This window comes from Lysobacter sp. H21R4 (assembly GCF_015277535.1).
Lineage (GTDB): Bacteria > Pseudomonadota > Gammaproteobacteria > Xanthomonadales > Xanthomonadaceae > Novilysobacter > Novilysobacter ciconiae.
On the sequence record NZ_CP063772.1, the window covers coordinates 1,231,073 to 1,254,177 of the forward strand.

The following is a 23,105-nucleotide window of genomic DNA, read 5'->3' on the forward strand; positions in this document are numbered from 1 at the left end:
TCACCGGCCCAGCGCCTCGTTGCAGCGCTTGCTCCAATAGGCGCGGAACCAGAACACGGTGGCCGTGACCGCCATTCCCACGATCAGCCCCGGATAATCCGCGAACAGGAAACGGACGTGGCGGTCATCGAATACAAAGGTCATCGGCAGCACCGTGAAGAACATTGCCGCCGCCTTCTCCCAGGTCGAATGGCGCAGCACTTTTCTTGTCCGCTGCAACGCCCGCAGTTCCAGTTCCGGTGTCATGGAAGGGATCCCCGCGACCATCAGGGCCAGCTCGGGGTGCGCGCGCAGGTGCTCTTCCACCAGTTGCTGGCTCTCGCTGCTGGCGTAACCGCCACGTACGAGCGGCAGCAGGTCAAGGATCACGTTGTCATGGACTGGCATGTCGTCTCTCCTGTTGGTCAAGAATTGCCTGAAGGTGGCGGCGTGCGCGGTGCAGGCGGACGCGCACGTGACCCGGCGCCAGCCCCAGCGCCCGCGCGATCTCGCTGGTGGACAATCCGTACTGCGCGCACAGGAGCAGCGCGTGGCGCTCGCCCTCGTTCAAGGTGGACAGCGCGGAGCTCGCCTGGGTGATCTGCTGGCGCAGCTCGGCCTGCTGCTCGGGACCTGGATCTGGCGAGGGGGTAGCGTCTACAAGCTCGTCCTGGGCGGCCAGCTCCACCGTCGGGCGCCGATATCGCGAGGCAGCGAGGTTGCGCACGATCGCGTACAGATAGCTGCGGACGGTCGATTGCACGATTTGTCCTCCACCCGCCAGCGCCCTGGCAAATGCCTCCGAGCACAGGTCCTCGGCGTCACTGCGGTTTCCGGTCAGGACCCACGCAAGACGGAACACCGCCCCGGCGTGCTGGCGGTAGATGTCCGAGAAGTTCAGTTGCGCGTCCATATCCAACGGTACGCGTGCAAGGGCAAAACGTTACAGACTCGGCCAAAGTATCGGGCGTCTTCACGCAGCGAGCCTATGCTGTGCGGATGAAAAAGCTCGCCGAAATGTTCTGGAATATCCGCGGTGTGTACCGGGTCGCCGGTGTGCTGGACATCGGCACGCACATGTCGCTGGTGAAGCGGGGCAACGGCCGCTTCGTGGTGGTGGACGGCTGTGATCCGGACGCTGAGCAACGCGACGCCATGCTGGCGCTCACCGGCGGCGGCGAGCTCGTGGATGCTGTCGTGCACGTGCACCCGTTCCACACGCTGCACGTGGAGACGACGCAGCGGTTGTTTCCTGACGCGACGCTGTTCGGCACCGCGCGACATCGCCAGAAAGCGCCGACGATGCCGTGGTCGGGCGCGCCGGTGGAGGAGTGGGGCGAGGATCACCCGCTGGCGGACGTGTTCGATCTGTCGGTACCTGACGGTGTCCAATTCGTGACCAGGGATGAGCGCGTGCATGTGGCCTCGGTGCTGGTGCGCCATCGTCAGAGCCGCATCGTCCACGTCGATGACACGCTCAACGTGATGGCGGCGCCGGGGATTTTGCGGCCGCTGTTGCCGCAGTCATCGCTGCGCATGCACCCGATGCTGTCGCGGGCGCTCACCCCTGTCGCGGGCGCCGCGGACGCCTACGCTGCCTGGGCGCGAGGGCTTGCGGCCCGTTGGGCCGATACCCCCACCGTCTGCGCAGCGCATTCGGCCGTTCGAGACCTGCCTCCCGGCGGTTTCACCAGGGAAATGGAAGCGGCACTGGACAAGGTCGCAGGCACGCTCAAGCGGCATCGGGAGCGCTACGGCTAGGTTTTAGTCACCCATCGCGAACGCTCCAGGCGCCAAAGTAGTGCCTCCGGACGTGGCGTACGCCGCGTCGCCAGAATTGCAGGAGGCCCCATGAGTAACGCTTTGCGCAACAAGACCGTCGCCATCCTTGCCACCGACGGCTTTGAACAGGTCGAACTGACAGAACCGAAAAAGGCCGTCGAGCAGGCCGGTGCAACGACCCGCCTGCTGTCCATCAAGGATGGCGAAATCCAGGGCATGCACCACGACAAGCCGGGTGACCGGTTCAAGGTCGACGGCCTCGTGGCCGACGCCAATATCGACGAGTTCGACGCGCTGATCCTGCCCGGCGGGGTGGCCAATCCCGACACCCTGCGCCTGGATGAGGCCGCGGTGGCGTTTGTGCGCGACTTCACCCGCAGTGGCAAGCCGATCGGCGTGATCTGCCACGGTGCGTGGACGATGGTCGAGGCCGACGTGGTGCGCGGCCGCCGCATGACGGCGTGGCCGAGCGTGCGTACCGATCTGCGCAATGCCGGCGCCGACGTGGTCGACGAGGAAGTGGTGACCGACAAGGGTCTGGTGTCGAGCCGCAATCCGGACGATCTTCCCGCGTTCTGCAAGAAGATCGTCGAGGAGTTCGCGGAAGGGCGTCACGAGACACGCGTCTCGTAGGATTCCGGACGCCAGGCGTGCGCCGACCGGTTACCTCATCGTGCTGGTGGCATTTGCGGCAGTTCGTGCGGGCGCAGGTCGAACACCAGCACCTCGGCATCCTGGCCGCCACCCAGGGTCAGCGTTTCGGGTTTGCGCATGCGCACGCCGTCGCCGGCTTCCAGCTTCTCGCCGTTGAGGGCCACGCTGCCGCGGGCGACATGCACGTAGGCGTGGCGCTCCTTGTCCAGCGTCAACGTGGCGCTTTGCTCGCCGTCAAACGTGCCGGCATAGATGCGGGTGTCCTGCTGGATGCGTAGCGATCCGTCCTCCCCGTCGGGGGAAATGATCAGGCACAGGCGTCCGCGCTTGTCGTCGTCGCTGAAGTGCTGCTGCTGGTACACCGGCTTGCCACCGGCGTGGGCTGGCATGATCCAGATCTGCAGGAAATGCACGGACTCATCGTTGGACCCGTTGAACTCGCTGTGGGTGACGCCGGTGCCGGCGCTCATCAGCTGCACGTCGCCGGGCAGGATCTTCGAGCCGGTACCCAGGCTGTCGTTGTGCGCGAGCGCGCCCGCCAGGACGTACGAGAAGATCTCCATGTCGCTGTGCGGATGGGCGCCGAAACCCCTGCCCGGTGCCACGCGATCCTCGTTGATCACTCGCAGGTCGGAAAAGCCGATCTGGTGGGGATCGTGGTAGCCGGCAAACGAAAAGGTGTGGCGCGAACTGAGCCAACCGTGCTCGGCGACTCCACGGTCCGCAGCTTTGCGTACTTGCAGCATGGCGTTTCTCCTCAGGTGCCTCGGACCTCTCGCTTGCCCAGACGCTCGCGGTCATGCGGCGCGGTGAAATCCAGCTCCGGACCGATCGAGACGATGCCGTGCGGATTGATGGTCGGGTGACTGCGGAAATAATGGTGGCGAATGTGGTCCATATGGACCGTGCCGGCCACGCCGGGCATCTGATAGATATCGCGCAGCAGGCCATTGAGGTTTGGATAATCGACGATGCGCTTGCGGTCGCATTTGAAGTGGGTCACGTACACCGCATCAAACCGCACCAGCGTCGTCCATAGCCGAAGATCCGCTTCGGTCAGAGTGTTGCCCACCAGGTAGCGGCTGTTGCCAAGCCGCTGCTCCAGATCCTCCAGTGTGGCGAACAGCGCCGATACCGCCTCGTCATAGGCGGACTGGGTGGTGCAGAACCCTGCCTTGTAGACCCCGTTGTTGACGTGCTCGTAGACCGTGTCGTTGATGCGATCGATCTCCGCGCGCAGGTCGGCCGGGTAGTAGTCTCCGGGCTGCGCGCCGACCCCGTCGAACGCGCTGTTCAACATGCGGATGATGTCGGCGGACTCGTTGCTGACGATGGTCTCGCGCTGCCTGTCCCACAGCGTCGGCACCGTCACCCGGCCGCTGTAGTGCGGGTCGGCCTTGAGGTAGAGCTGGTAGGTCTTGTCGAAGCCGTACAGCGGGTCGCCGGTGGCGCCGTCGAAATCCGTGCGCAGTTCCCAGCCGCTCTCGAGCATCAACGGATGGACCACCGACACCCCGATGTCCTGCTCCAGTCCCTTCCACGCCCGCATTAGCAGCGTCCGGTGTGCCCACGGGCAGGCGTAGGACACGTACAGGTGATAGCGGCCGCTCTCGGCCTTGAAGCCGTCCCTGCCGTCGGGGCCGGCAGAGCCGTCAGCGGTGATCCAGTTGCGGAACTGGCTTTTGGAGCGCTCGAAGCGCCCGCCGGTGTCCCCGGTGTCGTACCACTTGTCGTGCCACTGACCGTCGACCAGAAGTCCCATGATTGCCTCGCGCTGTTTGCACAAAGAGGCTCAGGGTAGCGGGTGGTCCGTTAATCGGTCAGCTATCCGGGGTCACGACGCCGCAGCCGGCGCACGCGCTTGCGGTAGGCACGCACGTTGTCGCCATTGATGCGGGTCTGCTGCGTGCCCTTGATCTCGTTGATCTTGTGGTCCGAGCCGGTCACCGGCTTCGCCTCCACCGCCGTCTCGTGCTCGAACGCGTGCGACTTGTCGGTGTTGCGGTAGAAACGGTAGAGCGCCCAGTACAGTCCCGCAGCGCCTGCGGGGCCGAGGGAGAGCAGCCAGAGTCCGCTGTCGTCGCTCATGATGCGAATGCCAGGAAAGTGATGACGAAGCCTTCAATGAAGGTGCCCACGGTGAGCGCGGCCAGCAACAGTTTCCACTGCTGCACCGGCACGCTGCCCATCGTCTCGCCGGTGCGCCCGTTCACGGCGATGTAGTGCAGCATGCCGCCGTTCCTGCCGGGCTGCTGGTAGGAATACAGCCACACCGGCAGGTACATCGACACCCATCGCGAGCCGTGCACCTGCACGTCCTCCTCGTCCCAGCGCACGCCGCGATCGTAGCGGCCCACAGATTTCTCGATCTGGGCGCGGGCGATCGACAGCAGCTGGTCCTCCAAGCGCGGGTGCAGGTGGTCCACGTCGCGGTCGCGCTTCTCCGAGCTGAAGCCGGACAGGAAAGACGCGTTCCACTTCACCGCGTTCTTGGTGTCGAACGGCAGGATCGTATTGATGATGTTGTTGGTGTTGGCGGCCGTGTCCAGGTTGCCGCGCTCGGTGGAAGACTCCAGCGGCAGGTCATCGACCGTGAAGTCGACATGCCGCTCGACCTGGTAGACGTCGGCATCGTAGTAGGTCGTCTTCTGCTTGCCGTTCTGGCGCGTATAGCGTCGCGTCTCGATCTCGCCCTGGCCGGCGACATCCACGCTCGCCTTGCCGTCCACGATCATGTACGGCAGGTACACGCCGATGACGTTCTCCGGGGTGAACTCGTCCTTGAATTCCTTCAGCGCGAACATGCGCCGCTTGTCCACGAACTGGCGGATGCGGGCGACCGCGTCGTCCTTCTTGATGTGGAAGGGCAGGACCGCGTCCGGCACCGCGCCGTTGGCCACCTGCTCGTTGACGCCGAAAACGTGCCGGCACCAGTGGCAGCGCGCGGTCATCGCGTTGTCGGTATTGATCGTGACCTCGGCGCCGCAGCCGCTGCACTTGAAGCTCATCAGGCTGGCGGCATCGGCGGCGATATTCTGCGCGCCCGACGCGATGATCGTGCCCTCCAGGTCATCCAGCCCGGTGCCGAGCCCGAACTCCTCCTCCACCCGCTGGCCGTGCCATTCGTTGCGGCAGTAGAGGCAGACGAGCAGGTCGCTGCCGGGCTTCTGGCGGATCTCGGTGGAGCCGCATTTCGGACAGCGGTTGAGGCCGTCCTTGAGCTCCTCGGCCGAGGTGTCGATGGCGATGGGGTCGGGTGCCAGCACCTCGTCGCGTATCGGGTCGGGCAGCGTCTCCGGATCGATCGGAAAGCTGCCCGGCGCCGGCGGCACGTCCCGCGGCGAGCCGGGACCGGTGGGCGCAGTCTGCGGCGCGGAGGAGTTATCAGGCCTGGGCATGGGCGCTTCCGGGAACGCCGCTTACAGACCGAGCGCCTTGGTCTTGGCCGCGTCATAGTCGGCCTGGGTGATCAGGCCCAGATCGAGCATCTCCTTGGCCTTGGTCAGCCTGGCGATGGGATCGTCGGCAGCGGCGGGTGCCGCCGGGGCGGCGGGCGTCACCGGCTGCTGCAGGCTGCCCATGCCGCCCATCATTCCCGATGCCATGCCCAGGCCCATGATCCCGGCTGCGCCGCTGTTTTCGCCGGCCGACTGCATGCCGGCGGCGACGCTGGCCTGCAGGTTGGAGTTGCCGCGTGAACCGGCCAGCGCATCGGCACGCTGCACGGTCTTGAGCAATTCCCGCGTGTTCTCGTCGTACTCGATGGAGACAATGGCGGTCTTGACGATCGCCAGGCCGCGATCGGACTTCCACTGGTACGCGTTCTCGACCGCGGCCGACAGGCTCTGGGCGAATCCCAGCGAATCCTGCTGCAGCTTGGTGATGCGATTGCCCTTGGCCGGATCGTTGGTGTACAGGCTGAACGCCGGCGCGAGCGAGCCGACCACTTCATTGAACAGCTGGCCGGCGGCGGCGTTGTCCATGTCGGTGAAATCGAACACCTCGCCCGTCTGCAGGTATCGCGCCGGGACGAAATTCTTCACGAACAGGATCGGATCGATGATCTTCAGCGTGTAGGAACCGCGCGTCACCGCGCCGACCTGGGTGCCCAGGAAGCCGTCGTCCCAGTAGATTTCCGACTGGGTGCCAAAGCGGTTCTCGGGCAGTTCCTTCAGCGAGACGAAGAACGCGGCCTGCTGCGATCCGGGCTGGCCGCCAAACTTGAAGCGCTCCCAGCTCTGCTTGATCAGCGGGGAGACGATGCCGTTACCCGCGAAGATCGACTGGGAATCCAGATGGTCCGAGCGCCACTCGTAGCCGCCCGGCTCGGCGGCGAATCCGGTGATCGCGCCGTCCTGGAAAAGCAGCAGCCCGTAACCCTCGGGAACGATGATCTTCGAGCCGTTGGTGATGATGTTTTCCGAGCCGCGGGTGTTGGAGCCGCGACCGGCGTTGGTGCCGCGGGGTACCGCGGCAAACAACGCCGCCGTCGCCGGCAGGCCGTCGGGAATCGTGTAGAAATCCTTCCACTGGTCCGCCAGCGCACTGCCCACCGCACCCACCACTGCCTGCACAAGACCCATGCCGATTCTCCGCGATTCATGGGCGGGCACCGTGCCCGCCGTATCTGCCGAACTATACATTCCCCGATAAACGCCGGAGTCGCGCGCGGCGGTTTGCAGCCACAATAGGGATCCCTCCACACACCTGACCCTGCATGGTCCCGTTGCGCATTGCCTTCATCTTCCTGCTGGTAGCCCTCAGCACCGTCGTGCATGTGGTGCCGTTGCTGGCGGTGGCCGTGATCAAGGCCGTGCTGCCGATCGACCGCCTGCGCAAGGCCAGCAACCCCTTGCTGACCGGCATCGCGGAAAGCTGGATCGGCATCAACAGCTGGATCGTGGCGCGGTTCTTCCAGACGCGCTTCGAGGTCCAGCACGATGGGGTCCTGCAGCGCGACGGCCATTACCTGGTGCTCGCCAACCACCAGAGCTGGGTCGACATCATCGTGCTGCAGAAGGTGTTCAACCGGCGCATTCCGTTGCTGCGGTTCTTCCTGAAGCGTCAGCTGTTCTGGGTGCCGCTGCTCGGACTGGCGTGGTGGGCGCTGGATTTTCCCTTCATGGGGCGGCATACGCCCAAGCAGATCGCGCGCCGCCCCGAGCTGGCGGGGCGCGATATCGAGGCCACCCGCCGCGCCTGCGAGAAGTTTCGCGAGATCCCGGTGTCGATCATGAACTTCGTCGAGGGGACACGTTTCACCCCGGCCAAGCACGCCAAGCAGGGCTCACCCTACCGTCACCTGCTCAAACCCAAGTCCGGCGGCGTGGCGTTTGTGCTCGACGCAATGGGGCAGGGGCTGCACGCGATCCTCGACATCACCATCGCCTATCCGGCCGGACGACCGTCTTTGATGGATCTGGTGGCCGACCGCGTGCCCGAGGTGCAGGTGCTGGTGCGACAACGCGCCATCCCGGAAGACCTGTTGGGTGGCGATTACAAAAACGACCGCGCGTTTCGCATCCGCTTCCAGCAGTGGATCAACGGCCTGTGGCAGGAGAAGGATCAGGACCTTGGCGCGCTGCTGGGTGGCACGCTGGACGCGGTCGCTGACGATTAGCGGTTCGGCGGACCCGCCAGAGGCGCGACGAGAAGCGACCCGGCGTTCACGCCCAAGCCGTATGCTGCACTGCAGCAGGTGCATCGCCTGATATCGCCTGATCCCGGAGTTCGTGTTGAAACCACCTGAAAGATTCCTCGCGCGCGTCCGCCGTGCCACACCGCGGGCCGACGTATCCGGCGACCGCCGGAAACCTGCGTTCGATCGCGGCGACGATCAACCAGGCACTGACGTCTGCTGGTCTGCTCCCGCAGCGCGACAAGAATGCTGCCCCGGCTTTAGCCGGTGCCGTGCCTGCCATGCCTGACTTGACAGCGCGCTTCACTCCCGCCGATACACCGAGCGCACGCCGCACTCCGCCGACGCCGCCCTCGCGTTCGTCCAAGAAGACGCAGGGCGCGGCGGGCCAGGTCAAAGCGCCAGCCGGGATTACGCTCGAACGCAGCTACACGAACGCCGCCGGCACCCGCACATACCTGCTTTACGTTCCGCCCGGCCTCGACCTGGCCACCCCGGCGCCGCTGGTGTTGATGCTGCACGGCTGCACCCAAGACCCCGACGACTTCGCCACCGGGACCGGCATGAATGCGCTGGCAGACCAGTTCGGCGTGCTGGTGGCGTACCCGGCGCAGACCGCACGCGCGAACGGGTCCAACTGCTGGAACTGGTTCCGCGGCCAGGATCAGGCGCGCAGCGCCGGCGAGCCGTCGATTCTCGCCGGGATCGTTGCCGATATCGCGGCCGATCATCGGGTCGACCAGGCTCGCGTCTACGTGGCCGGACTCTCTGCGGGCGCTGCGATGGCGGTGATCCTGGGGCGAACGTATCCGGACGTGTTTGCCGCGGTGGGCGCCCACTCGGGTCTGCCGTTCGCAGCAGCGACGGACATGCCTGGCGCCTTTGCGGCGATGCAGGGCAGGGCAGCCACCCCCGGTGCAGGGGCGAAGTCGAACGCCGCTGCAGCCCGCCGGTCAGCTCGGGCCGTTCCCATTCCCACCATCGTCTTCCACGGCGACGCCGATCGCACCGTGAACGCCAGCAATGGCCAGGCGATCGTCGACGACATCCTCGCGTCGCACGAATCGTCCGACCGGCTTGCTTCCGAATCCGTGCGAGCCCAGGCCGGCGGGCGGGCCTACACCCGGCAGATCCACGCGGACGACTCGGGCCTGCCGATTGTCGAGCTGTGGGACCTGCATGGTGCAGGGCACGCGTGGAGCGGAGGAAATCCCGCGGGCAGTTTCACCGATGCCAGCGGCCCGGATGCCTCGGCCGAGATGCTGCGGTTCTTCCTCCGGCACACCAAGGCCGGCAAACGTTGACCCCCGCGGCAACCCGGTCGACCGTCATGAGCCACGCCGCGTTCACCATCAATGCGTCCAAATGACGTCACCTGTCATCGGGAGTGCGCCATGAAGCAGCAAATCCGGACCATCGCCATGTTGTCGGCCGCGGGCATGTTGATGCTGCTGGCCGGTTGCGTGACGCCTGGCGGCTACGGGTCGCAAGGCGGCTACGGCAACCAGGGTGGTTACGGCGTGCCCGGCGGCTACGAGTCCCCAGCCCCCGGGTACCCGTCCCAATACCCCTCCCAGTACGGCAGCCAGCTGCTGGGTACGGTCGATAGCGTGGATCCGCGTTACGGCCGTCTATCGGTGGTCATCGATGATTCGCGCACAGGACGCAGGCAGCGGACCGATCTGCGCTACGACCGGAACACCCGTCTGTTCTACCAGGGCCGACAGCACCCGGTCGACGGTCTGGAGCGTGGCGATGTGATCCGCGTCGAAACCGCCCCGTCCGGGCGCGAGCTCTGGGCCCGATCGATCGAGGTCGTGAGCAATGTCCGCGACAGCGGCTATGGCGGTGGCTACGGCGACGACCCCTACGGCGTTGGCCAGGGCAACGACCTGCGCGGCTCGGTCTACTACGTCGACACGCGCGCGCGCCTGATCCGCCTCGACGGCGTCGGCTACGGCAACAGCCAACAGGTCTCCTACGACGCCCGCACCACGGTGGAATACCAGGGCCGCGGATACCGCCCCGAGAACCTGCAGCGCGGCGACCAGGTGCGCATCCAGGCGCGCCGCGTCGGCAACAACCAGTGGCTGGCGGAGCGGATCGTGGTGGAGCGTTAGGTTGGCCGCTGGTGACGCACAGTCGCTGAATAGACCGGCGACGCAGCGGCAATATTGATTCCAAGCTCACGAGCGCTCTGCAAGATTGTCGCTTCCGCAATGCAAGAGCCCCACATGAATATTATTGACTTTGTAAAGAACGCTGGCGAAAAGATCTTCAAGCCGGGTGAGGCGCGTCGCGAGTCGGCCATTGAAAAGCACCTCGCCAAGTACGGGATCAGTGGCATCAAGGTCGAGGTGGACGGCGACAGGGCCACGCTGACAGGCACCGCTGCCGATACCGCGACCCGCGAGAAAGCCGTACTCATCGCCGGCAACATCGATGGCATCAGCAACGTCGAGGACCGGATCCAGGTGTTGCATGCGACCCCGGCGCCGGTCGCCGCTGCGCCGGCCACAACCGCGACGCAGCCCGCTTCGGCCGCAAGCACGAATGCCGAGGCCACGGGATGGGCATCGCGCACCTACACGGTGAAGTCCGGTGACTCGCTGTCCAAAATCGCCAAGGAGATGTACGGCGACGCGAGCAAGTACCCGCAGATTTTCGAAGCCAACAAGCCGATGCTGACGGACCCCGACAAGATCTACCCGGGCCAGGTCCTGCGAGTTCCTCCGCTGCAGTAGTCCAGGGCTGGTTCTTCGATCGAGACAGCCGGGCAACCGGCTGTTTTCCTATCTGGTGTGCGGGCTGGAACGGTGGATGTTGATCCACGTCAGTACGGCGACGCCCAAATGATGATTGGATGCGTGCCTGGACTCTTCTCCCCACGAGGTAATCACGTCATGTCTCCCCGCACTTCCGATTGTCGCTCCCGCAAGAAAGCTCCGGGTCCGGCGATCCGCGTCGCGCTGCTGGTCGCTGGATCCGCATTGGCGGGCAGTTTCGCCGCCAGCGCCGCACCCGCTCCAGCCGATGACGCTGGCTGGCAATTCAGCGGCGACTTCCGCGGCGGTTACTTCGCCAGCGAGCGGACGGCGCGTGACGGAACCGAATCCGACGAGGATGCGTTCAACGCGCGTCTGCGCCTCGCCTTCGAGCGCAGCCTCAACGAGACGTGGCGCTTCCGCACGCGCGTCGCGGGCCGGTTCAGCAGCGAACAGGACGATCTCGACGTCTACCTGCACAGCTACGCACCTACCCGTGGGGGTGCGGATTTCGGCGACATCACCCTGGACGAGGCCTACTTCGGCTATCAGGCGCCCGATGACGGGCTGCGCTTCAAGGTAGGCCGCATGCAGACCGCGTTTGCGGTTCCGGGTGTCGCCTCCAAGGGGCTGGACCGCAACGACAGCCCCAACATCGGAGTGAACTGGACCGACGGCGTGCACCTGGACATGCCCGTCGCCGGCGGATGGCGCGGCCACGTGATCGCCCAGTACCAGGACGCCAAGGGAAGCAGCAGCGTGACCGCTGCGCCGCTGGATTTCAGCGATAGTGGCAGTCGCGCGACGCTGTTCCTGGGCATGGAAAACAAGCAGCGCGTGGGTGCCATCACCCAGCGCATGCTGTCGCTGACCTGGATGCCCGAGAGTCTGGCCGACCGCGGCCTGGGCGATCCGTCGCGGCAGGACTACGTGACCGTCGATGCGCGCATTGCCGCCGAGTGGCCGATGGGCGCGACAGGCGCGAAGTTCGTCACCGGCGCCGAGGTCGGCTACGCCCTGGAAACCCCGCTCGACGCGGTCAGTGGCACCGGCGGCAACGGCGATACCGGGGGGCTCGCATGGCAGGTCCAGGCGAGCGTGTATGACTTCGCGCCCAGGCACAACATCGGCCTGGCCATCGGCCGCGCAGATGCCGGCTGGCTGATCTCGCCGGACTATCGACCCAACGACAGCTCGGCGGAGGTGAGGTATCAGTGGCAGTTCCTGCCGAAAACCTCGATGGAGGCACGGGTCCGCGAGCGCCGCGAGCTCGAGCATCCGGCCGGCACGCGCGCGCGCGTGGATCGCGATCTCTACGTACGGGTGTCGCACAAGTTCTGACGGTGACGCCGCGCTGATCCCTTGATGGGACAGCCGCGCCGGCGCGGCTTCCTGACCTGCGCTGCGCGCTTCGCGGTCTGACGCGCGTGCGAGTTGAATTGTCGCTCCCGGGGCGGTTTGCTACGCTCGCCCGCACTCTGATCGGCGGGCAGCAGCATGCAAAGGCGACAGTTTCTGGGGCACGCAGCCGGCGCTGCACTTCTTCTGCCATTCGTGGGCTCTGCGAACGCGCTGGCGGCAAACGTGCTGGCCGCCAGCGCTTCGGCCCGGGCGCCGGCGCCTGGCAAGTTGCTGCCAGTACCGCTGAAAAAAGGCGACTGGGTCGGACTGGTCAGCCCCTCGTCTGCACTCAATGACGAGTTCGACCTGCAGGTGGCGCGGGAGGTCATGGAAGCCCTGGGATTCAAGGTCAAGACCGGCGCGCACTACGCACAGCGACGGGGTCACCTGGCAGGGACGGACGAGGAGCGGGCCGGTGACATCAACGCCATGTTTTCCGACCCCGAGGTCAGGGCCGTCATCGCCACGCGTGGCGGCTCGGGAGCCGCTCGGCTGCTGCCACTGCTGGATTACGAGGCGATCGGCCGCAACCCCAAGGCACTGCTGGGGTATTCGGATATCACCGCGCTGCACAACGCGATCCACGCGCGGACCGGCCTGGTGACCTTCCACGGGCCCAATGGCTCCGGCAGCTGGAACGGTTTCAACGTCGACCAGTTCGAGCGCGTCTTCTTCAAGCGCGAACTCATGCAGTACCGCAATGTGCAGGACGCCGGCGATGAGCTGGTACAGCGTCGCAACCGCACCGTCACCGTCACTGGCGGCAAGGCTTCCGGCGAGCTCGTCGGTGGCAACCTGTCGGTGCTGGTGGCCCTGGCGGGATCGCCGTACCTGCCGGATTTCACCGGCAAGATCCTGTTCCTCGAGGATGTCTCCGAGGCGCCGTACCGCATCGACCGCATGCTCACCACGCTGAAACTGATGGGCGCGCTGGACGGTATCGCCGGGGTGATCTTCGGCGAGTGCAGCGATTGCGAGCCCGGCAACGGATACGGCTCGCTGACGCTGGCGCAGATCCTCGACGATCATCTCAAGCCGCTGAAGATCCCGGCCTACCGGGGCGCGATGATCGGGCATATCCGCCAGCAGTTCATCGTGCCGGTGGGCGGATTGGTAGAGATGGACGCCGATGCCGGCACCTTCCGCATGCTGGAGCCGGTGTTCGCGGCCTGACACCTGTCGACAATCGCGGCCTGCCTGCACTGGCGAGCATGATCAGGCCAGATATCGTCCGCAGACTCTACCTCGGAACCCCGTCCGCGCCGGGACGTCCGCGGCATATCGCCCCCGCTCGAGGGGCAGCTCCCGGTAGCATCCCGACCGCTCGAACGGCCGGGCCCGGCAACGGACGCACCTCGGTTTCGCTGTTAGATTGATCCGCATGTTGGCGATCCACCAGAAAAACGGCCCGCCGATGCGGGCCTTCGTCGTTGAAGGGGAGTTGCATGGGGAAGTACTCGAACGCGTGGAGGGCGGCATCGCTCGCGCTCCTGCTGGCCGTTGGAATGTCGGGCGCCGCCCTGGCTCGCGACACCGGCCAGACGACCGCAATCACCAACGCGCTGATCTTTGACGGCACCGGGAGACCGGCCTATCCGGCGACAGTGCTGATCCGCAACCAGCGCATCGTCGACGTCGGCCCGGATCTGAAGGTGCCCAAAGGCGCGGTGGTGATCGATGCAGACGGCAAGACGCTGATGCCGGGGCTGTTCGACCTGCATACGCACTGGACGCCGAACTCCAGCCCGTCCTCCAGCGCGGTCCTGTCGGGGGTCTATCTGGCGGCGGGAGTCACCACCGTCAACGATTTCCACCAGGCGCCCGAATCCTACGCGCCCCGCCGCGAGTGGCTGGGCAGCATGGCCGCGCCGCATGTCAATTTTGCCGCGCGCATGAGCACGCCACTGGGTCACGGGGCCGACTGGGCCGACACGGCGACCACGCGATGGGTGAATTCGCCGGAGGCGGCGCGACATGCTGTCCGCGAGCTGGCGCCGTACCAGCCGGACCTGATCAAGGTCTTCACCGATGGCTGGCGCTACGGCCACATGCCCGACAACACCAGCATGGATCCGTGGACGTTGACGGCGCTGGTCGAGGAGGCGCACGCCAACGGACTCAAGGTCGCCACCCACACCGTCACCGCGGAACGGGCGGGATGGGCCGGCGACGCGAAGGTCGACCTGATCGCCCACAGCATCCAGGACCGCGTGGTGGATGCAGACACCATCGCGCGGCTGAAGGCCGGTGGTACGTTCTACGCGCCGACACTGGCGGTCTACGAGCCGGTCAAGATGGGCAGCTCGCCGCCGGTCGATCCCGAGTCGCCCGCGTTTTTGAGTCGCCAGCGCAATTTCCGCAACGCGATGGAAAACGTCCGCGTGCTGCATGAGGCCGGTATCCCGGTCGCGCTGGGCACCGACGCCGGCATGCCGGGCACGCCCCACGGCGCGGCCACCTTGCGCGAGCTGGAACTGCTCGTCCAGGCGGGACTGACCCCGGCCGAAGCGCTGCAGGCAGGCACCGCCACCAGCGCGGCAGCCATGGGCCTGCAGGACGATCGCGGCCGCATCGCCAAGGGCCAGCGCGCCGACCTGCTGCTGGTGGACGGCAAACCCTGGGAAAACATCCAGGACATCAAGAAGCTCAGCCGCGTCTGGCTGGACGGTCGACTGGTGCTCGGCCCGGGCCTGCAACTGCCGGCCAGCAAACTGCGCCCATATCCGCAGCCGGGTGTCGTCGGACCGCTGGTGGATGATTTCGAGCGCGCGGACGAGCGCACGGCGCTGGACACACTGCGCACCGATGACAATGACGGCGGCAACGACCGCACCTGGCAATTGACCCGGGTCGTGGTGCGGGACGGCGGCGGGCACGCGCTGCGGACCATGGCACAGATGTCCAGCAAGGATCGCGCCTACGCCGCGGTGGTGCTTCCATTGAGCCGAGGTTCGGTAAAGCCGGTGGACCTGCGCGGCTATCGCGGCGTGCGTTTCGATATCCGCGGCGAAGACGGAAGCCATGCGCTGATGCTCAAAGGCCTGGAAGGCGGGCGATGGAAGACTGCGATCAGCGTACAGCCGCAGTGGCAGCAGGTCAGCGTCGATTTCAGCCAGCTGGAGTACGCGCCCTATCGGGTGGTCGAGGGCGAGGACCGCCCATGGCGCGGTGACGATGCCACGGATCTGCAGTTCATCGTTGAAGGGGACGGCGCGAAGATGCCGTGGTTTGAACTCGACAATGTGCGGTTCTACTGAGCCTTGCGCTCGTATTTTTGCTGCGGGCACTACCAGGAGCGACATGTGAAGTCGATTAGCGAGACAGCCGTGGCAATCCTCGCCGCACTGGCACTGCAGGGCGCGGCCGTCGCCGGGCAGCTCGACCCCGCCAATGCCGATCGTGCCCCCGTGGGCACCACGGCCGCACAGGGCCAGCCGATGTTGCAGCGTCTGGACGCCTATGCACCGCAGATCATCCGCATGGCCGACCAGATGTGGCAGCAACCCGAGCTGGGCTATCTGGAAAACGCATCATCGGCATTGATGCAGGAGGAGTTGCGCGCCCACGGTTTCCAGATCGACGCCGGGGTGGCCGGGATGCCGACAGCCTTCGTGGCGACCGCCGGCAAGCGCGGCAAGGGACCGGTGATCGGATTGCTGGCGGAAATGGACGCGCTGCCGGGAATGTCACAGGCCGCGGCGCCGCGGCGGCAGGCCATCGCTGGCCAGGATCCGGGGCACGCCTGCGGTCATAACCTGTTTGGCGCCGGCGCGGTGGGCGCGGCGGTGGCGTTGAAGGAATGGCTCGACAGCACTGGCACCGAGGGTGAGATCCGGGTATTCGGCACGCCGGCCGAGGAGGGCGGCTCGGGCAAGGTGTACATGGTCCGCGACGGACTGTTCAAGGACGTCGACGTGGTGCTGCACTGGCACCCGAACTCGCGGAATTCCGCAGCGCAGAGCATCAGCCTGGCCAACATCAGCGGCAAGTTCCGCTTCAGCGGCCAAGCCTCGCACGCGGCCATGGCGCCGGAGCGTGGACGCTCCGCGCTGGACGGCGTGGAAGCGCTGAACCACATGGCCAACATGCTTCGTGAGCACGTGCCGCAGGAAACCCGCATCCACTACATCATCAGCAACGGCGGCGGGTCGGCGCCCAACGTGGTGCCGGCATCGGCGGAGGCCTACTACTACGTTCGCCACCCCGATCCGGTGGTGGTGCGCAGCGTGTTCAAGCGCCTCACCGATGCCGCCGAGGGCGCGGCGCTGGGCACCGGCACGAGCTTTGAATTCGAGCAGACCGGCGGAGTGTTCAGCCTTCTGCCCAACGACACCCTGGGCAAGGTCATGCATGCCTCACTGCAGCAGGTGGGCGGGGTGAAATACAGCGCGGCGGATGCCGCGTTCGCCAAAGAGCTGCAGACGCATCTCGAGCAGCAGGTCGACATCAGCGAAGCGGCAAAGATCGCACCGTATTCGGTTGACGGCGACGGCTTTGGATCGACCGACGTCGGCGATGTCAGCTGGGCGGTACCCACGGTCGGCATGGGCGCAGCGACCTGGGTTCCGGGCACGCCCGCGCACAGCTGGCAGGCGGTTGCCGCGTCGGGCATGGGGATCGGCCACAAGGGCGCCGTCGTGGCGGCCAAGGCGCTGTCCCTGACGGCGATGCGGTTGTTCTCCGAGCCGCAGCTGCTGCAGCAGGCGCGGGCCGAGTTCGAACGCCGACGCGGCAGGGACTTCCGCTACGAGCCCTTGCTGCAGCGAGAAAGCCCCCCGCTGGACTACCGCAAGTAATCGGAACGCGCGCCTGCCAAGCGGGGGCGTGCCCAATCGACTTCGGCATCAGCAGCCTGCCAGAGAACTGGTTTTCCGGCCGCGTGCCTTCAGTTCCGCGGGGATTACTTGACGTCGAGCTCCGCGTCGGCGGCGATCGCGTCCAGTTGCGCCGCGAAATCAAGCACATTCGCGCGCTGGCCCTCCAGGTCCGCCGCCACCGTGAAGTCGTTGGATTCGATCGCATCCTTCAGCGTGGCAACCCGAGCCAGGTCAATTCCGCCTGCATCCTTCTGGATCTGACCCAGCGAATCCGCGGCTTCGTGCAAGCGCGTGTTGGCGATGCCGAAATTGCGCTGGTCCAGATCGACGGCCGTGCGGTAAAGGTCCACCCGCGCGCGCATCAGGTGGTTGCGGTTCTGCACTTTCGCCAGGTCGGCCCTGGCGGCGCCCAGGGTCTGGTTGCCCTGTTCGATCTGCTGCTCGTAGTGCACCTTCTGGGTCGCCAGCTCCTTGCGGCCCTGGCTCAAGCCGACGTAATACAGCACGCCTGCAATCACGATGAAAACGCCGGCCGTGATGAGCATGGCCGTGGTGGAAACGAGGTGCCCCTGGCGGGGAGGTGGCGTGGTTGTCTCGTTCATGGCATGTCCTGGAGTGGTGTCGATCCGACGTCCGGATCCGGCTTGCGAGGGTACATGGTGCCTGACGTGGCGCCCAAGATGAATGAAAGCTGCGTGCGCGAGGTCATCTGGCCGCGGCTGTCACGACTGGTCGGGCAGGGTGGTTGTCGCTACATCGCGTCCACCAATTGAAGGAGAAACGACATGGTCAATACCAATCGACACCTGTCCGCAACCAGCCTCATCGGTGACGACATCAGGAACCCGCAGGGTGAGTCACTCGGCGACCTGAAGGAGCTGATGATCGACCTGGGGTCCGGCTCCATCAGCTACGCCGTCGTCGCCTTCGGCGGGATCATGGGGCTGGGCGAGAAGCTTTTTGCCGTGCCGTGGCAATCGCTGCGAGTGGATCATGAGAACAAATGCCTGATCCTGAATGTGCCCAAGGAAAAGCTGAAGGATGCACCGGGCTTCGACAAGAGCGACTGGCCGGACTTCAGCGACCCGACCTTCAGTGAGCAGATCGGGCGTTACTACCGCCCCGGATGATCGCCGCATTCGAAGGACAAAAGGCCGGTATTTGCCGGCCTTTTGTTTTCATCGGAGGTAGTGGGCGCAGAACCGAACGGCACACCGCGGGGTTCGCCCGCCCGTCAGCCTAGGTCGACGTCGCCTGCCTTGGCCTTGTAACTTTCCTTGGGGTCGATGCCCAGCAGCAGCTTCACGCCAGCGACCATGGTGTGCTCGTTGAGCCACACGTGGGCACTGTCCAGATCCATGCGGACCAGGCGAAGCTTCGGATCGTCCTTGCCCTCGAACCACGCGCCGACAAACGGATTCCACAGTCGTTCGATCACCGCGCGGTCATTGTCGATCACCACGTTGCCGGAAAACGAGGCGAACACCTCGTGGTTCTTGGCCGTCAGGGTGCCCGTCGCGTGCTGCGCCGTGCGGCCTTCCAGCGCCATGCCGAAATCGGTCTGGCTGGAGGTGAAGAACCACAGCGGGGAGCGTTCATCCTCCGCGATTCCCGTCATCGGCCTGGGCGGAACCGTATCGGTGGCGAGCATCACCGTCCGGTCGCTCCTGAGCGCCTTCCAGAATTTCTGTTCGAGTTCTTTCGCGTCAGCCATGGGAGATTCCTGTGGGAGGGATCGTCATTGAATCAGGCGGGCTGTCAGCGCCGCGAGAACGACGGCGATGCACCGGAACGCACGTGCACCCGCCTGAGAACGCCATGAAAAAAGGCAGGGGCTTTGCGACCCCTGCCTTCCGCGCTGCTGCAGCTTGACTGCCGCGCAGGTATTACTCGACCGCGATGGTGCCCTTCATCAGCGCCGAATGGCCCGGGAAGCTGCAGAAGAACTCGTACGGGCCGTTGCCCTTGATCTTGCTCACATCAAAGCTCACCGAAGTGGACTCGCCGCCGCCGATCAGCTTGGTGTGGGCGATGACGCGATCGTCGCCCGGCTTCACGTAATCGTTCTCGATGCCGGCGCCCATGCCGTCAGCGGCGACCTTCTTCATGTCGTCCAGCGTGGTGATGACCACGTTGTGACCCATCGCCGCGACCGGCATCTTGCCGGTGTGCTTCAACGTGATCTTGAACTCGCTGCAGGACGCCGGCACGGTGATGGACTTGACGTTGAACTGCATCGCGTCGTTGCCCTCGATCTCAGTGGCGCAGTCGGTCACCACCGCAGCACCGCCCGCGGGCGCGGCGGTTGGCGTGGTCGAAGCAGGAGTGGTCTCGGCCGGTGCGGTCTCAGCCGGGGCAGTTGTGGACGGCGTGGTGGTCGCAGGCGCGGTCGTCGCAGGCGCTGCAGGCGCGGCCGGCGGTGATTTGTCGCCGCAGGCGGCCAGCGCCAGCGCGCAGGCGGCGGTCAACAGAGTGATCTTGACGTTCATGGAGAATCTCCGGTGGGGGGTGGATGGGTACATGGTTGGCGCGCACGGTGTTGCGTCGTGTGAAGGCGCCGGCCACCCGACAGCTTACGCGCCGGTGCACGGCCGGCTCAACGGGCACTGATTTTCGCGCGGCGTGACCGTCAGCAGTGGCTCATCTGCAGGGAAATCTGCGAGATCCGCTCAACCACGCGGCCCATCGCGGCGGCGGCCTCGTCGAACAGGTCGCCTTCGGCGTTCGCCATGACGTCCTCAAGCACGTCGGCGAGGGCCTCCAGCGGTTTTTGCGCGTCCACCAGTAGATGGCGCGGCGTTTCCCGCTCCGTGCTGCCGCCATCGTCCGGATGTGATGACGACTCCTGGGGCGCGTCAGTCTCGGTAGTCACCGGCAGCTCAATCGCTGCATTGGTCGGCGCATCAGTGGCTGCGGCTTCCGGGGCGGCGCGAATCCAGCGCTCCAGCAACGCCGCACCCGCTTCGTCGCCGGCGTGCCTCAGGCGTGGTGCCAGGGCGCGATGAACCGATGCGATCGCCGCTTGGTGGTCGGCCAGGACACGATGGAACGCGTCCAAGGAATCGATTTCCACCGGCTCGGGGCGAACGGCGCGCCGTTCGCGGTGGTAGGCGCGGCGGCGCCACTTGCGCAGCAACGCGGCATGCCGGAGTTCCTCGCCGCCCAGCTTTTCGGCTTCGGCGCGGATCTGCTCATTTTCCGCATGCGCGGCGAGGTAGGCGTAGAAGGAGAACGCGCGTTCCTCGTTCTCGACCGCCAGCGCAAACGCGCGATACGGGGTCAACAACGCGCTCCCGGCAACCTCGTCCCAGGAGCTGGAGAGGTCGGCTGGCAACTGCCAGGCAAAATCCTCGGCCGACACTGACGGCTCGCCGACCGACGTCGCCCACCGATCAACGGCTTTGACGTGGCTCTGCTCCTCCTCCTGCATCACGCGGAACGCTGCGGCGGTCGACAGTTCGCCGCGGCTCTCCATCAGGTCGGCCAGGAAGCCGTAGCGCCGGACCGCCTCGTCCTCGATGGCCTTGGCGATCCCGACCAGGGTGGGCATGTCGACCACGTCGATGTCGGGGTCGTCGCGCAGCAGCGACCGCCGCCGGGCGTGCTCGGCGGCGCCGACGCGGCGCCGGTTGAGCGTGTTCTGGCCGAACGCCAGGGACCCTCGGGTCTTGTTGTCGGTGCGCATTGGAGGTGCCTCGGATATACTCGCCGCGAACGACGCTGTAGCGGAAGGGTGGCTGCGACAGCGCAGATTCAATCATCCCACAAGCATCCCGGGGTTGGATTTTGAGAGATCCCAGAAGCGTGTCCTGGTCCTGGTCGGTCGTCCTTGCCCTTGTGCTGCTCGCCGCCGCTCCCTGGTTTCCGGCCAGCGCCCAGCCCGCGACCTTCGATACATTCGCCAGCCAGGTCTCGCCCGGCGAGGTGGTGCCCGGAGCCGACCGGTTCGGTCCCACCCAGCAGTCTCCGCCCGTAGCGCAGGTGTTCCGCGGCGACCAGCTGGTCGGTTACGCCTACCTGAACTCCCAGTACGTCAACGCGGACGGGTATTCCAGCAAGCCGATCCACATCATGGTCGGGCTGGACACCGCCGGAACCATCGTCGGCATAAAAATGGTGGCGCACAGCGAGCCGATCGTGCTGATCGGCATTCCCGAAAAGCGCGTCATCGATTACATGTCGGCCTTCATCGGCTACAACCCGCTCAAGGCGGCAGCCGAGGGCAGCGGTCCGCCAAAGGTCAACCTGGTCAGTGGCGCCACCGTGACGGCGTTGGTCATGGGCGAGAGCATCACCCGGTCGGCGGTGCGGGTGGCGCGGCTGCTCGGCTTGGGCGGCGAGGGCGGCGCGGTGAATCAGGCGGCTGCGCGTTCCATCGACACCGGCGCCGGCGAGATCACCAGCTGGCAGGGTCTGCTGGAGGAGGGCGGCGTCAAGCACCTTCATCTGACGGTGGGCGACGTCAACCGCAAGTTCCTGGAGGGCGGTGATCCCGCCGCGGCGCGGTTCCCGCAGGCGGGCGGGGACGATGACCCGTTCATCGATCTGTACGTGGCGCTGGTTTCGCAGCCGGCGATCGGTCGCAGCCTGCTGGGCGAGAGCGAATACGCCAGCATGCAGCAGATGTTATCCCCAGATCAGCAGGCGATCCTGGTTGCCGGCGACGGCATCTATTCGTTCAAGGGTTCGGGATACGTGCGCGGCGGCATCTTCGACCGTATCGAGCTCGTCCAGGGCGCCGAGACGATCCGCTTCCGCGACCAGTTTCACCGGCGCGTGGGTGCCATCGCCGCGGACGGCGCGCCGCCACTCAAGGAAATCGGCATCTTTGTCATCCCGGAGGGCAGCGAGTTCGATCCGGCGGCACCCTGGCGCCTGCAGTTGCTGGTGCAGCGCTCCACCGGTGCGCTGACGAAGGTCTTCGAGTCCTTTGACCTCCCCTATACGATCCCGGCTCGCTACACACAGTCGGCGGCACCCGCGTCGGGCGAAGGCGCAGCGACTGCCGCAGTCGCCGCTGGCGCCAGCGCGCCCGGAGCGCAGCCTGGGCAGGCCGGCCCGGCGGATGCGAGCCAGTGGATGGTCGATGAGGGTGATGACGACCCGCTGTGGAAGCGGGTCTGGCAGAGCAAGGTCGTTGCCATTGCAATGCTGGGGATCATGCTTGGCGTGCTGACCCTGATATTTTTCTTCCAGGATGCACTGGTCAAGCACGAGAAGCTGTTCGATCGCGTGCGCCTGGCCTATCTGGCGACCACACTGTTCTGGCTGGGCTGGGTGGCTCAGGCGCAGCTGTCGGTGGTCAACGTGCTGACCTTTGCCAGCTCACTGCGGTCCGGCTTCAACTGGTCCTCGTTCCTGATTGATCCGCTGATCTTCATCCTGTGGTGCTCGGTGGCAGTATCGCTGCTGTTCTGGGGACGCGGTGCGTTCTGCGGGTGGCTGTGTCCCTTCGGCGCGTTGCAGGAGCTGAGCAACCGCATCGCCAAGGCGCTGAAGGTGCCGCAACTCAAGATCCCCTGGGCCATCCACGAACGTCTGTGGCCGATCAAATACATCATCTTCCTGGCGCTGTTTGCGGTGTCGCTGGGGTCGCTTGCCTTCGCCGAGCAACTGGCCGAGGTGGAACCGTTCAAGACGGCGATCATCCTGCACTTCCTGCGCGAGTGGTGGTTCGTGCTGTTCGCGGTCTCGCTGATCGTTGCCGGGCTGTTTGTCGAGCGCTTCTTCTGCCGTTACATGTGCCCGCTGGGCGCCGCGCTGGCGATTCCCGGCCGCATGCGGATGTTCAACTGGCTGAAGCGCTACCGCGAGTGCGGCAACCCGTGCATGCGCTGTTTCAAGGAATGCCCGGTGGAGGCGATCCATCCGGAAGGGCACATCAACCCGAATGAATGCATCCAGTGCCTGCACTGCCAGGTGCTCTACCACAGCGAACAGAAGTGCCCGGTCAAGATCCAGCGCAGACTGAAGCGCGAGAAGCGTGAGGCGTTTGCCCAGCGCATTCCGATTGCCGTCCTGCCGGACAAGGACGGTCCCGAGCCACAACCCGATCCGGCGTCCTGACCC

At 65.8% G+C, this 23,105-nt stretch carries 23 protein-coding genes; 12 read left to right on the forward strand and 11 right to left on the reverse strand.

Going from position 1 to position 23,105, the window contains the following annotated elements:
* Entirely contained in the window at window positions 1-387 is a 387-nt protein-coding gene (locus INQ40_RS05685) for a hypothetical protein (protein ID WP_194342189.1), read from the reverse strand.
* A complete protein-coding gene (locus tag INQ40_RS05690) occupies window positions 374-892 on the reverse strand; it encodes a sigma-70 family RNA polymerase sigma factor (protein WP_194342190.1) in 519 nt (172 codons plus the stop codon). The genes INQ40_RS05685 and INQ40_RS05690 overlap by 14 nt, the downstream gene beginning before the upstream one ends.
* A gap of 14 nt (window positions 893-906) precedes the next feature.
* On the opposite strand from INQ40_RS05690, the gene INQ40_RS05695 reads away from it, so the two are divergent.
* Both INQ40_RS05695 and INQ40_RS05700 read left to right on the forward strand, forming a co-directional pair.
* A complete protein-coding gene (locus INQ40_RS05695) occupies window positions 907-1,740 on the forward strand; it encodes a hypothetical protein (protein WP_228482136.1) in 834 nt (277 codons plus the stop codon).
* 90 nt (window positions 1,741-1,830) lie between these two features.
* Complete coding sequence (locus INQ40_RS05700) at window positions 1,831-2,394, forward strand: type 1 glutamine amidotransferase domain-containing protein (protein ID WP_194342191.1); 564 nt, start codon at window positions 1,831-1,833, stop codon at window positions 2,392-2,394.
* 35 nt (window positions 2,395-2,429) lie between these two features.
* Here the strand turns inward: INQ40_RS05700 and INQ40_RS05705 are convergent, their stop codons facing one another.
* From INQ40_RS05705 to INQ40_RS05725, 5 genes are all read right to left on the reverse strand, one after another.
* Entirely contained in the window at window positions 2,430-3,161 is a 732-nt protein-coding gene (locus tag INQ40_RS05705) for a pirin family protein (RefSeq protein WP_194342192.1), read from the reverse strand.
* A gap of 11 nt (window positions 3,162-3,172) precedes the next feature.
* The gene (locus INQ40_RS05710) at window positions 3,173-4,177 is read right to left on the reverse strand and encodes a glutathione S-transferase family protein (protein ID WP_194342193.1); all 1,005 of its coding nucleotides are present in this window, start codon (window positions 4,175-4,177) and stop codon (window positions 3,173-3,175) included.
* Window positions 4,178-4,239: 62 nt separating this feature from the next.
* Window positions 4,240-4,503, reverse strand: a complete 264-nt coding sequence (locus INQ40_RS05715) for a hypothetical protein (RefSeq protein WP_193986959.1) — start codon at window positions 4,501-4,503, stop codon at window positions 4,240-4,242.
* Window positions 4,500-5,813 carry a TFIIB-type zinc ribbon-containing protein gene (locus INQ40_RS05720; protein ID WP_194342194.1) on the reverse strand — a complete coding sequence of 438 codons (1,314 nt, stop codon included), beginning with the start codon at window positions 5,811-5,813 and terminating at the stop codon, window positions 4,500-4,502. Before INQ40_RS05720 ends, INQ40_RS05715 begins: the two co-directional genes overlap by 4 nt.
* Window positions 5,814-5,834: 21 nt before the next feature.
* Complete coding sequence (locus tag INQ40_RS05725) at window positions 5,835-6,998, reverse strand: SPFH domain-containing protein (protein WP_194342195.1); 1,164 nt, start codon at window positions 6,996-6,998, stop codon at window positions 5,835-5,837.
* Window positions 6,999-7,132: 134 nt separating this feature from the next.
* On the opposite strand from INQ40_RS05725, the gene INQ40_RS05730 reads away from it, so the two are divergent.
* From INQ40_RS05730 to INQ40_RS05765, 8 genes are all read left to right on the forward strand, one after another.
* On the forward strand, window positions 7,133-8,035 hold the full coding sequence (locus INQ40_RS05730; RefSeq protein ID WP_194342196.1) for an acyltransferase: 903 nt from the start codon (window positions 7,133-7,135) through the stop codon (window positions 8,033-8,035).
* A gap of 299 nt (window positions 8,036-8,334) precedes the next feature.
* The gene (locus tag INQ40_RS05735) at window positions 8,335-9,357 is read left to right on the forward strand and encodes a PHB depolymerase family esterase (protein WP_194342197.1); all 1,023 of its coding nucleotides are present in this window, start codon (window positions 8,335-8,337) and stop codon (window positions 9,355-9,357) included.
* 90 nt (window positions 9,358-9,447) lie between these two features.
* On the forward strand, window positions 9,448-10,173 hold the full coding sequence (locus tag INQ40_RS05740) for a DUF5666 domain-containing protein (protein ID WP_194342198.1): 726 nt from the start codon (window positions 9,448-9,450) through the stop codon (window positions 10,171-10,173).
* A gap of 114 nt (window positions 10,174-10,287) precedes the next feature.
* The gene (gene lysM / locus INQ40_RS05745) at window positions 10,288-10,797 is read left to right on the forward strand and encodes a peptidoglycan-binding protein LysM (RefSeq protein WP_194342199.1); all 510 of its coding nucleotides are present in this window, start codon (window positions 10,288-10,290) and stop codon (window positions 10,795-10,797) included.
* A 159-nt stretch (window positions 10,798-10,956) separates the two neighbouring features.
* Window positions 10,957-12,159: a hypothetical protein gene (locus INQ40_RS05750; RefSeq protein ID WP_194342200.1), complete on the forward strand. Its 1,203-nt coding sequence runs from the start codon at window positions 10,957-10,959 to the stop codon at window positions 12,157-12,159.
* Between the two features lie 213 nt (window positions 12,160-12,372).
* A complete protein-coding gene (locus INQ40_RS05755) occupies window positions 12,373-13,392 on the forward strand; it encodes an LD-carboxypeptidase (protein ID WP_228482137.1) in 1,020 nt (339 codons plus the stop codon).
* A 272-nt stretch (window positions 13,393-13,664) separates the two neighbouring features.
* Window positions 13,665-15,476 carry an amidohydrolase family protein gene (locus tag INQ40_RS05760; RefSeq protein WP_228482138.1) on the forward strand — a complete coding sequence of 604 codons (1,812 nt, stop codon included), beginning with the start codon at window positions 13,665-13,667 and terminating at the stop codon, window positions 15,474-15,476.
* A gap of 45 nt (window positions 15,477-15,521) precedes the next feature.
* Window positions 15,522-17,015 (forward strand): amidohydrolase, encoded by a 1,494-nt coding sequence (locus INQ40_RS05765; RefSeq protein ID WP_228482139.1) that lies wholly within the window; start codon window positions 15,522-15,524, stop codon window positions 17,013-17,015.
* A 104-nt stretch (window positions 17,016-17,119) separates the two neighbouring features.
* Here the strand turns inward: INQ40_RS05765 and INQ40_RS05770 are convergent, their stop codons facing one another.
* Window positions 17,120-17,638 carry a hypothetical protein gene (locus INQ40_RS05770; RefSeq protein WP_194342202.1) on the reverse strand — a complete coding sequence of 173 codons (519 nt, stop codon included), beginning with the start codon at window positions 17,636-17,638 and terminating at the stop codon, window positions 17,120-17,122.
* A 183-nt stretch (window positions 17,639-17,821) separates the two neighbouring features.
* Between INQ40_RS05770 and INQ40_RS05775 the strand changes: the two genes are divergently transcribed.
* Window positions 17,822-18,166 carry a PRC-barrel domain-containing protein gene (locus INQ40_RS05775; protein WP_193986973.1) on the forward strand — a complete coding sequence of 115 codons (345 nt, stop codon included), beginning with the start codon at window positions 17,822-17,824 and terminating at the stop codon, window positions 18,164-18,166.
* Between the two features lie 104 nt (window positions 18,167-18,270).
* Here the strand turns inward: INQ40_RS05775 and INQ40_RS05780 are convergent, their stop codons facing one another.
* The 3 genes from INQ40_RS05780 to INQ40_RS05790 form a co-directional block, all read right to left on the reverse strand.
* Complete coding sequence (locus tag INQ40_RS05780; RefSeq protein ID WP_194342203.1) at window positions 18,271-18,750, reverse strand: pyridoxamine 5'-phosphate oxidase family protein; 480 nt, start codon at window positions 18,748-18,750, stop codon at window positions 18,271-18,273.
* A 172-nt stretch (window positions 18,751-18,922) separates the two neighbouring features.
* Window positions 18,923-19,525: an azurin gene (gene azu / locus INQ40_RS05785; protein ID WP_194342204.1), complete on the reverse strand. Its 603-nt coding sequence runs from the start codon at window positions 19,523-19,525 to the stop codon at window positions 18,923-18,925.
* Between the two features lie 140 nt (window positions 19,526-19,665).
* The gene (locus tag INQ40_RS05790) at window positions 19,666-20,721 is read right to left on the reverse strand and encodes a ferritin family protein (protein WP_194342205.1); all 1,056 of its coding nucleotides are present in this window, start codon (window positions 20,719-20,721) and stop codon (window positions 19,666-19,668) included.
* Window positions 20,722-20,840: 119 nt separating this feature from the next.
* Here INQ40_RS05790 and INQ40_RS05795 point away from each other — a divergent pair, with 119 nt between their 5' ends.
* Window positions 20,841-23,102, forward strand: coding sequence for a NosR/NirI family protein (locus INQ40_RS05795; protein ID WP_194342206.1), 2,262 nt, complete (start codon window positions 20,841-20,843; stop codon window positions 23,100-23,102).
* The last annotated feature ends 3 nt before the right edge of the window (window positions 23,103-23,105 follow it).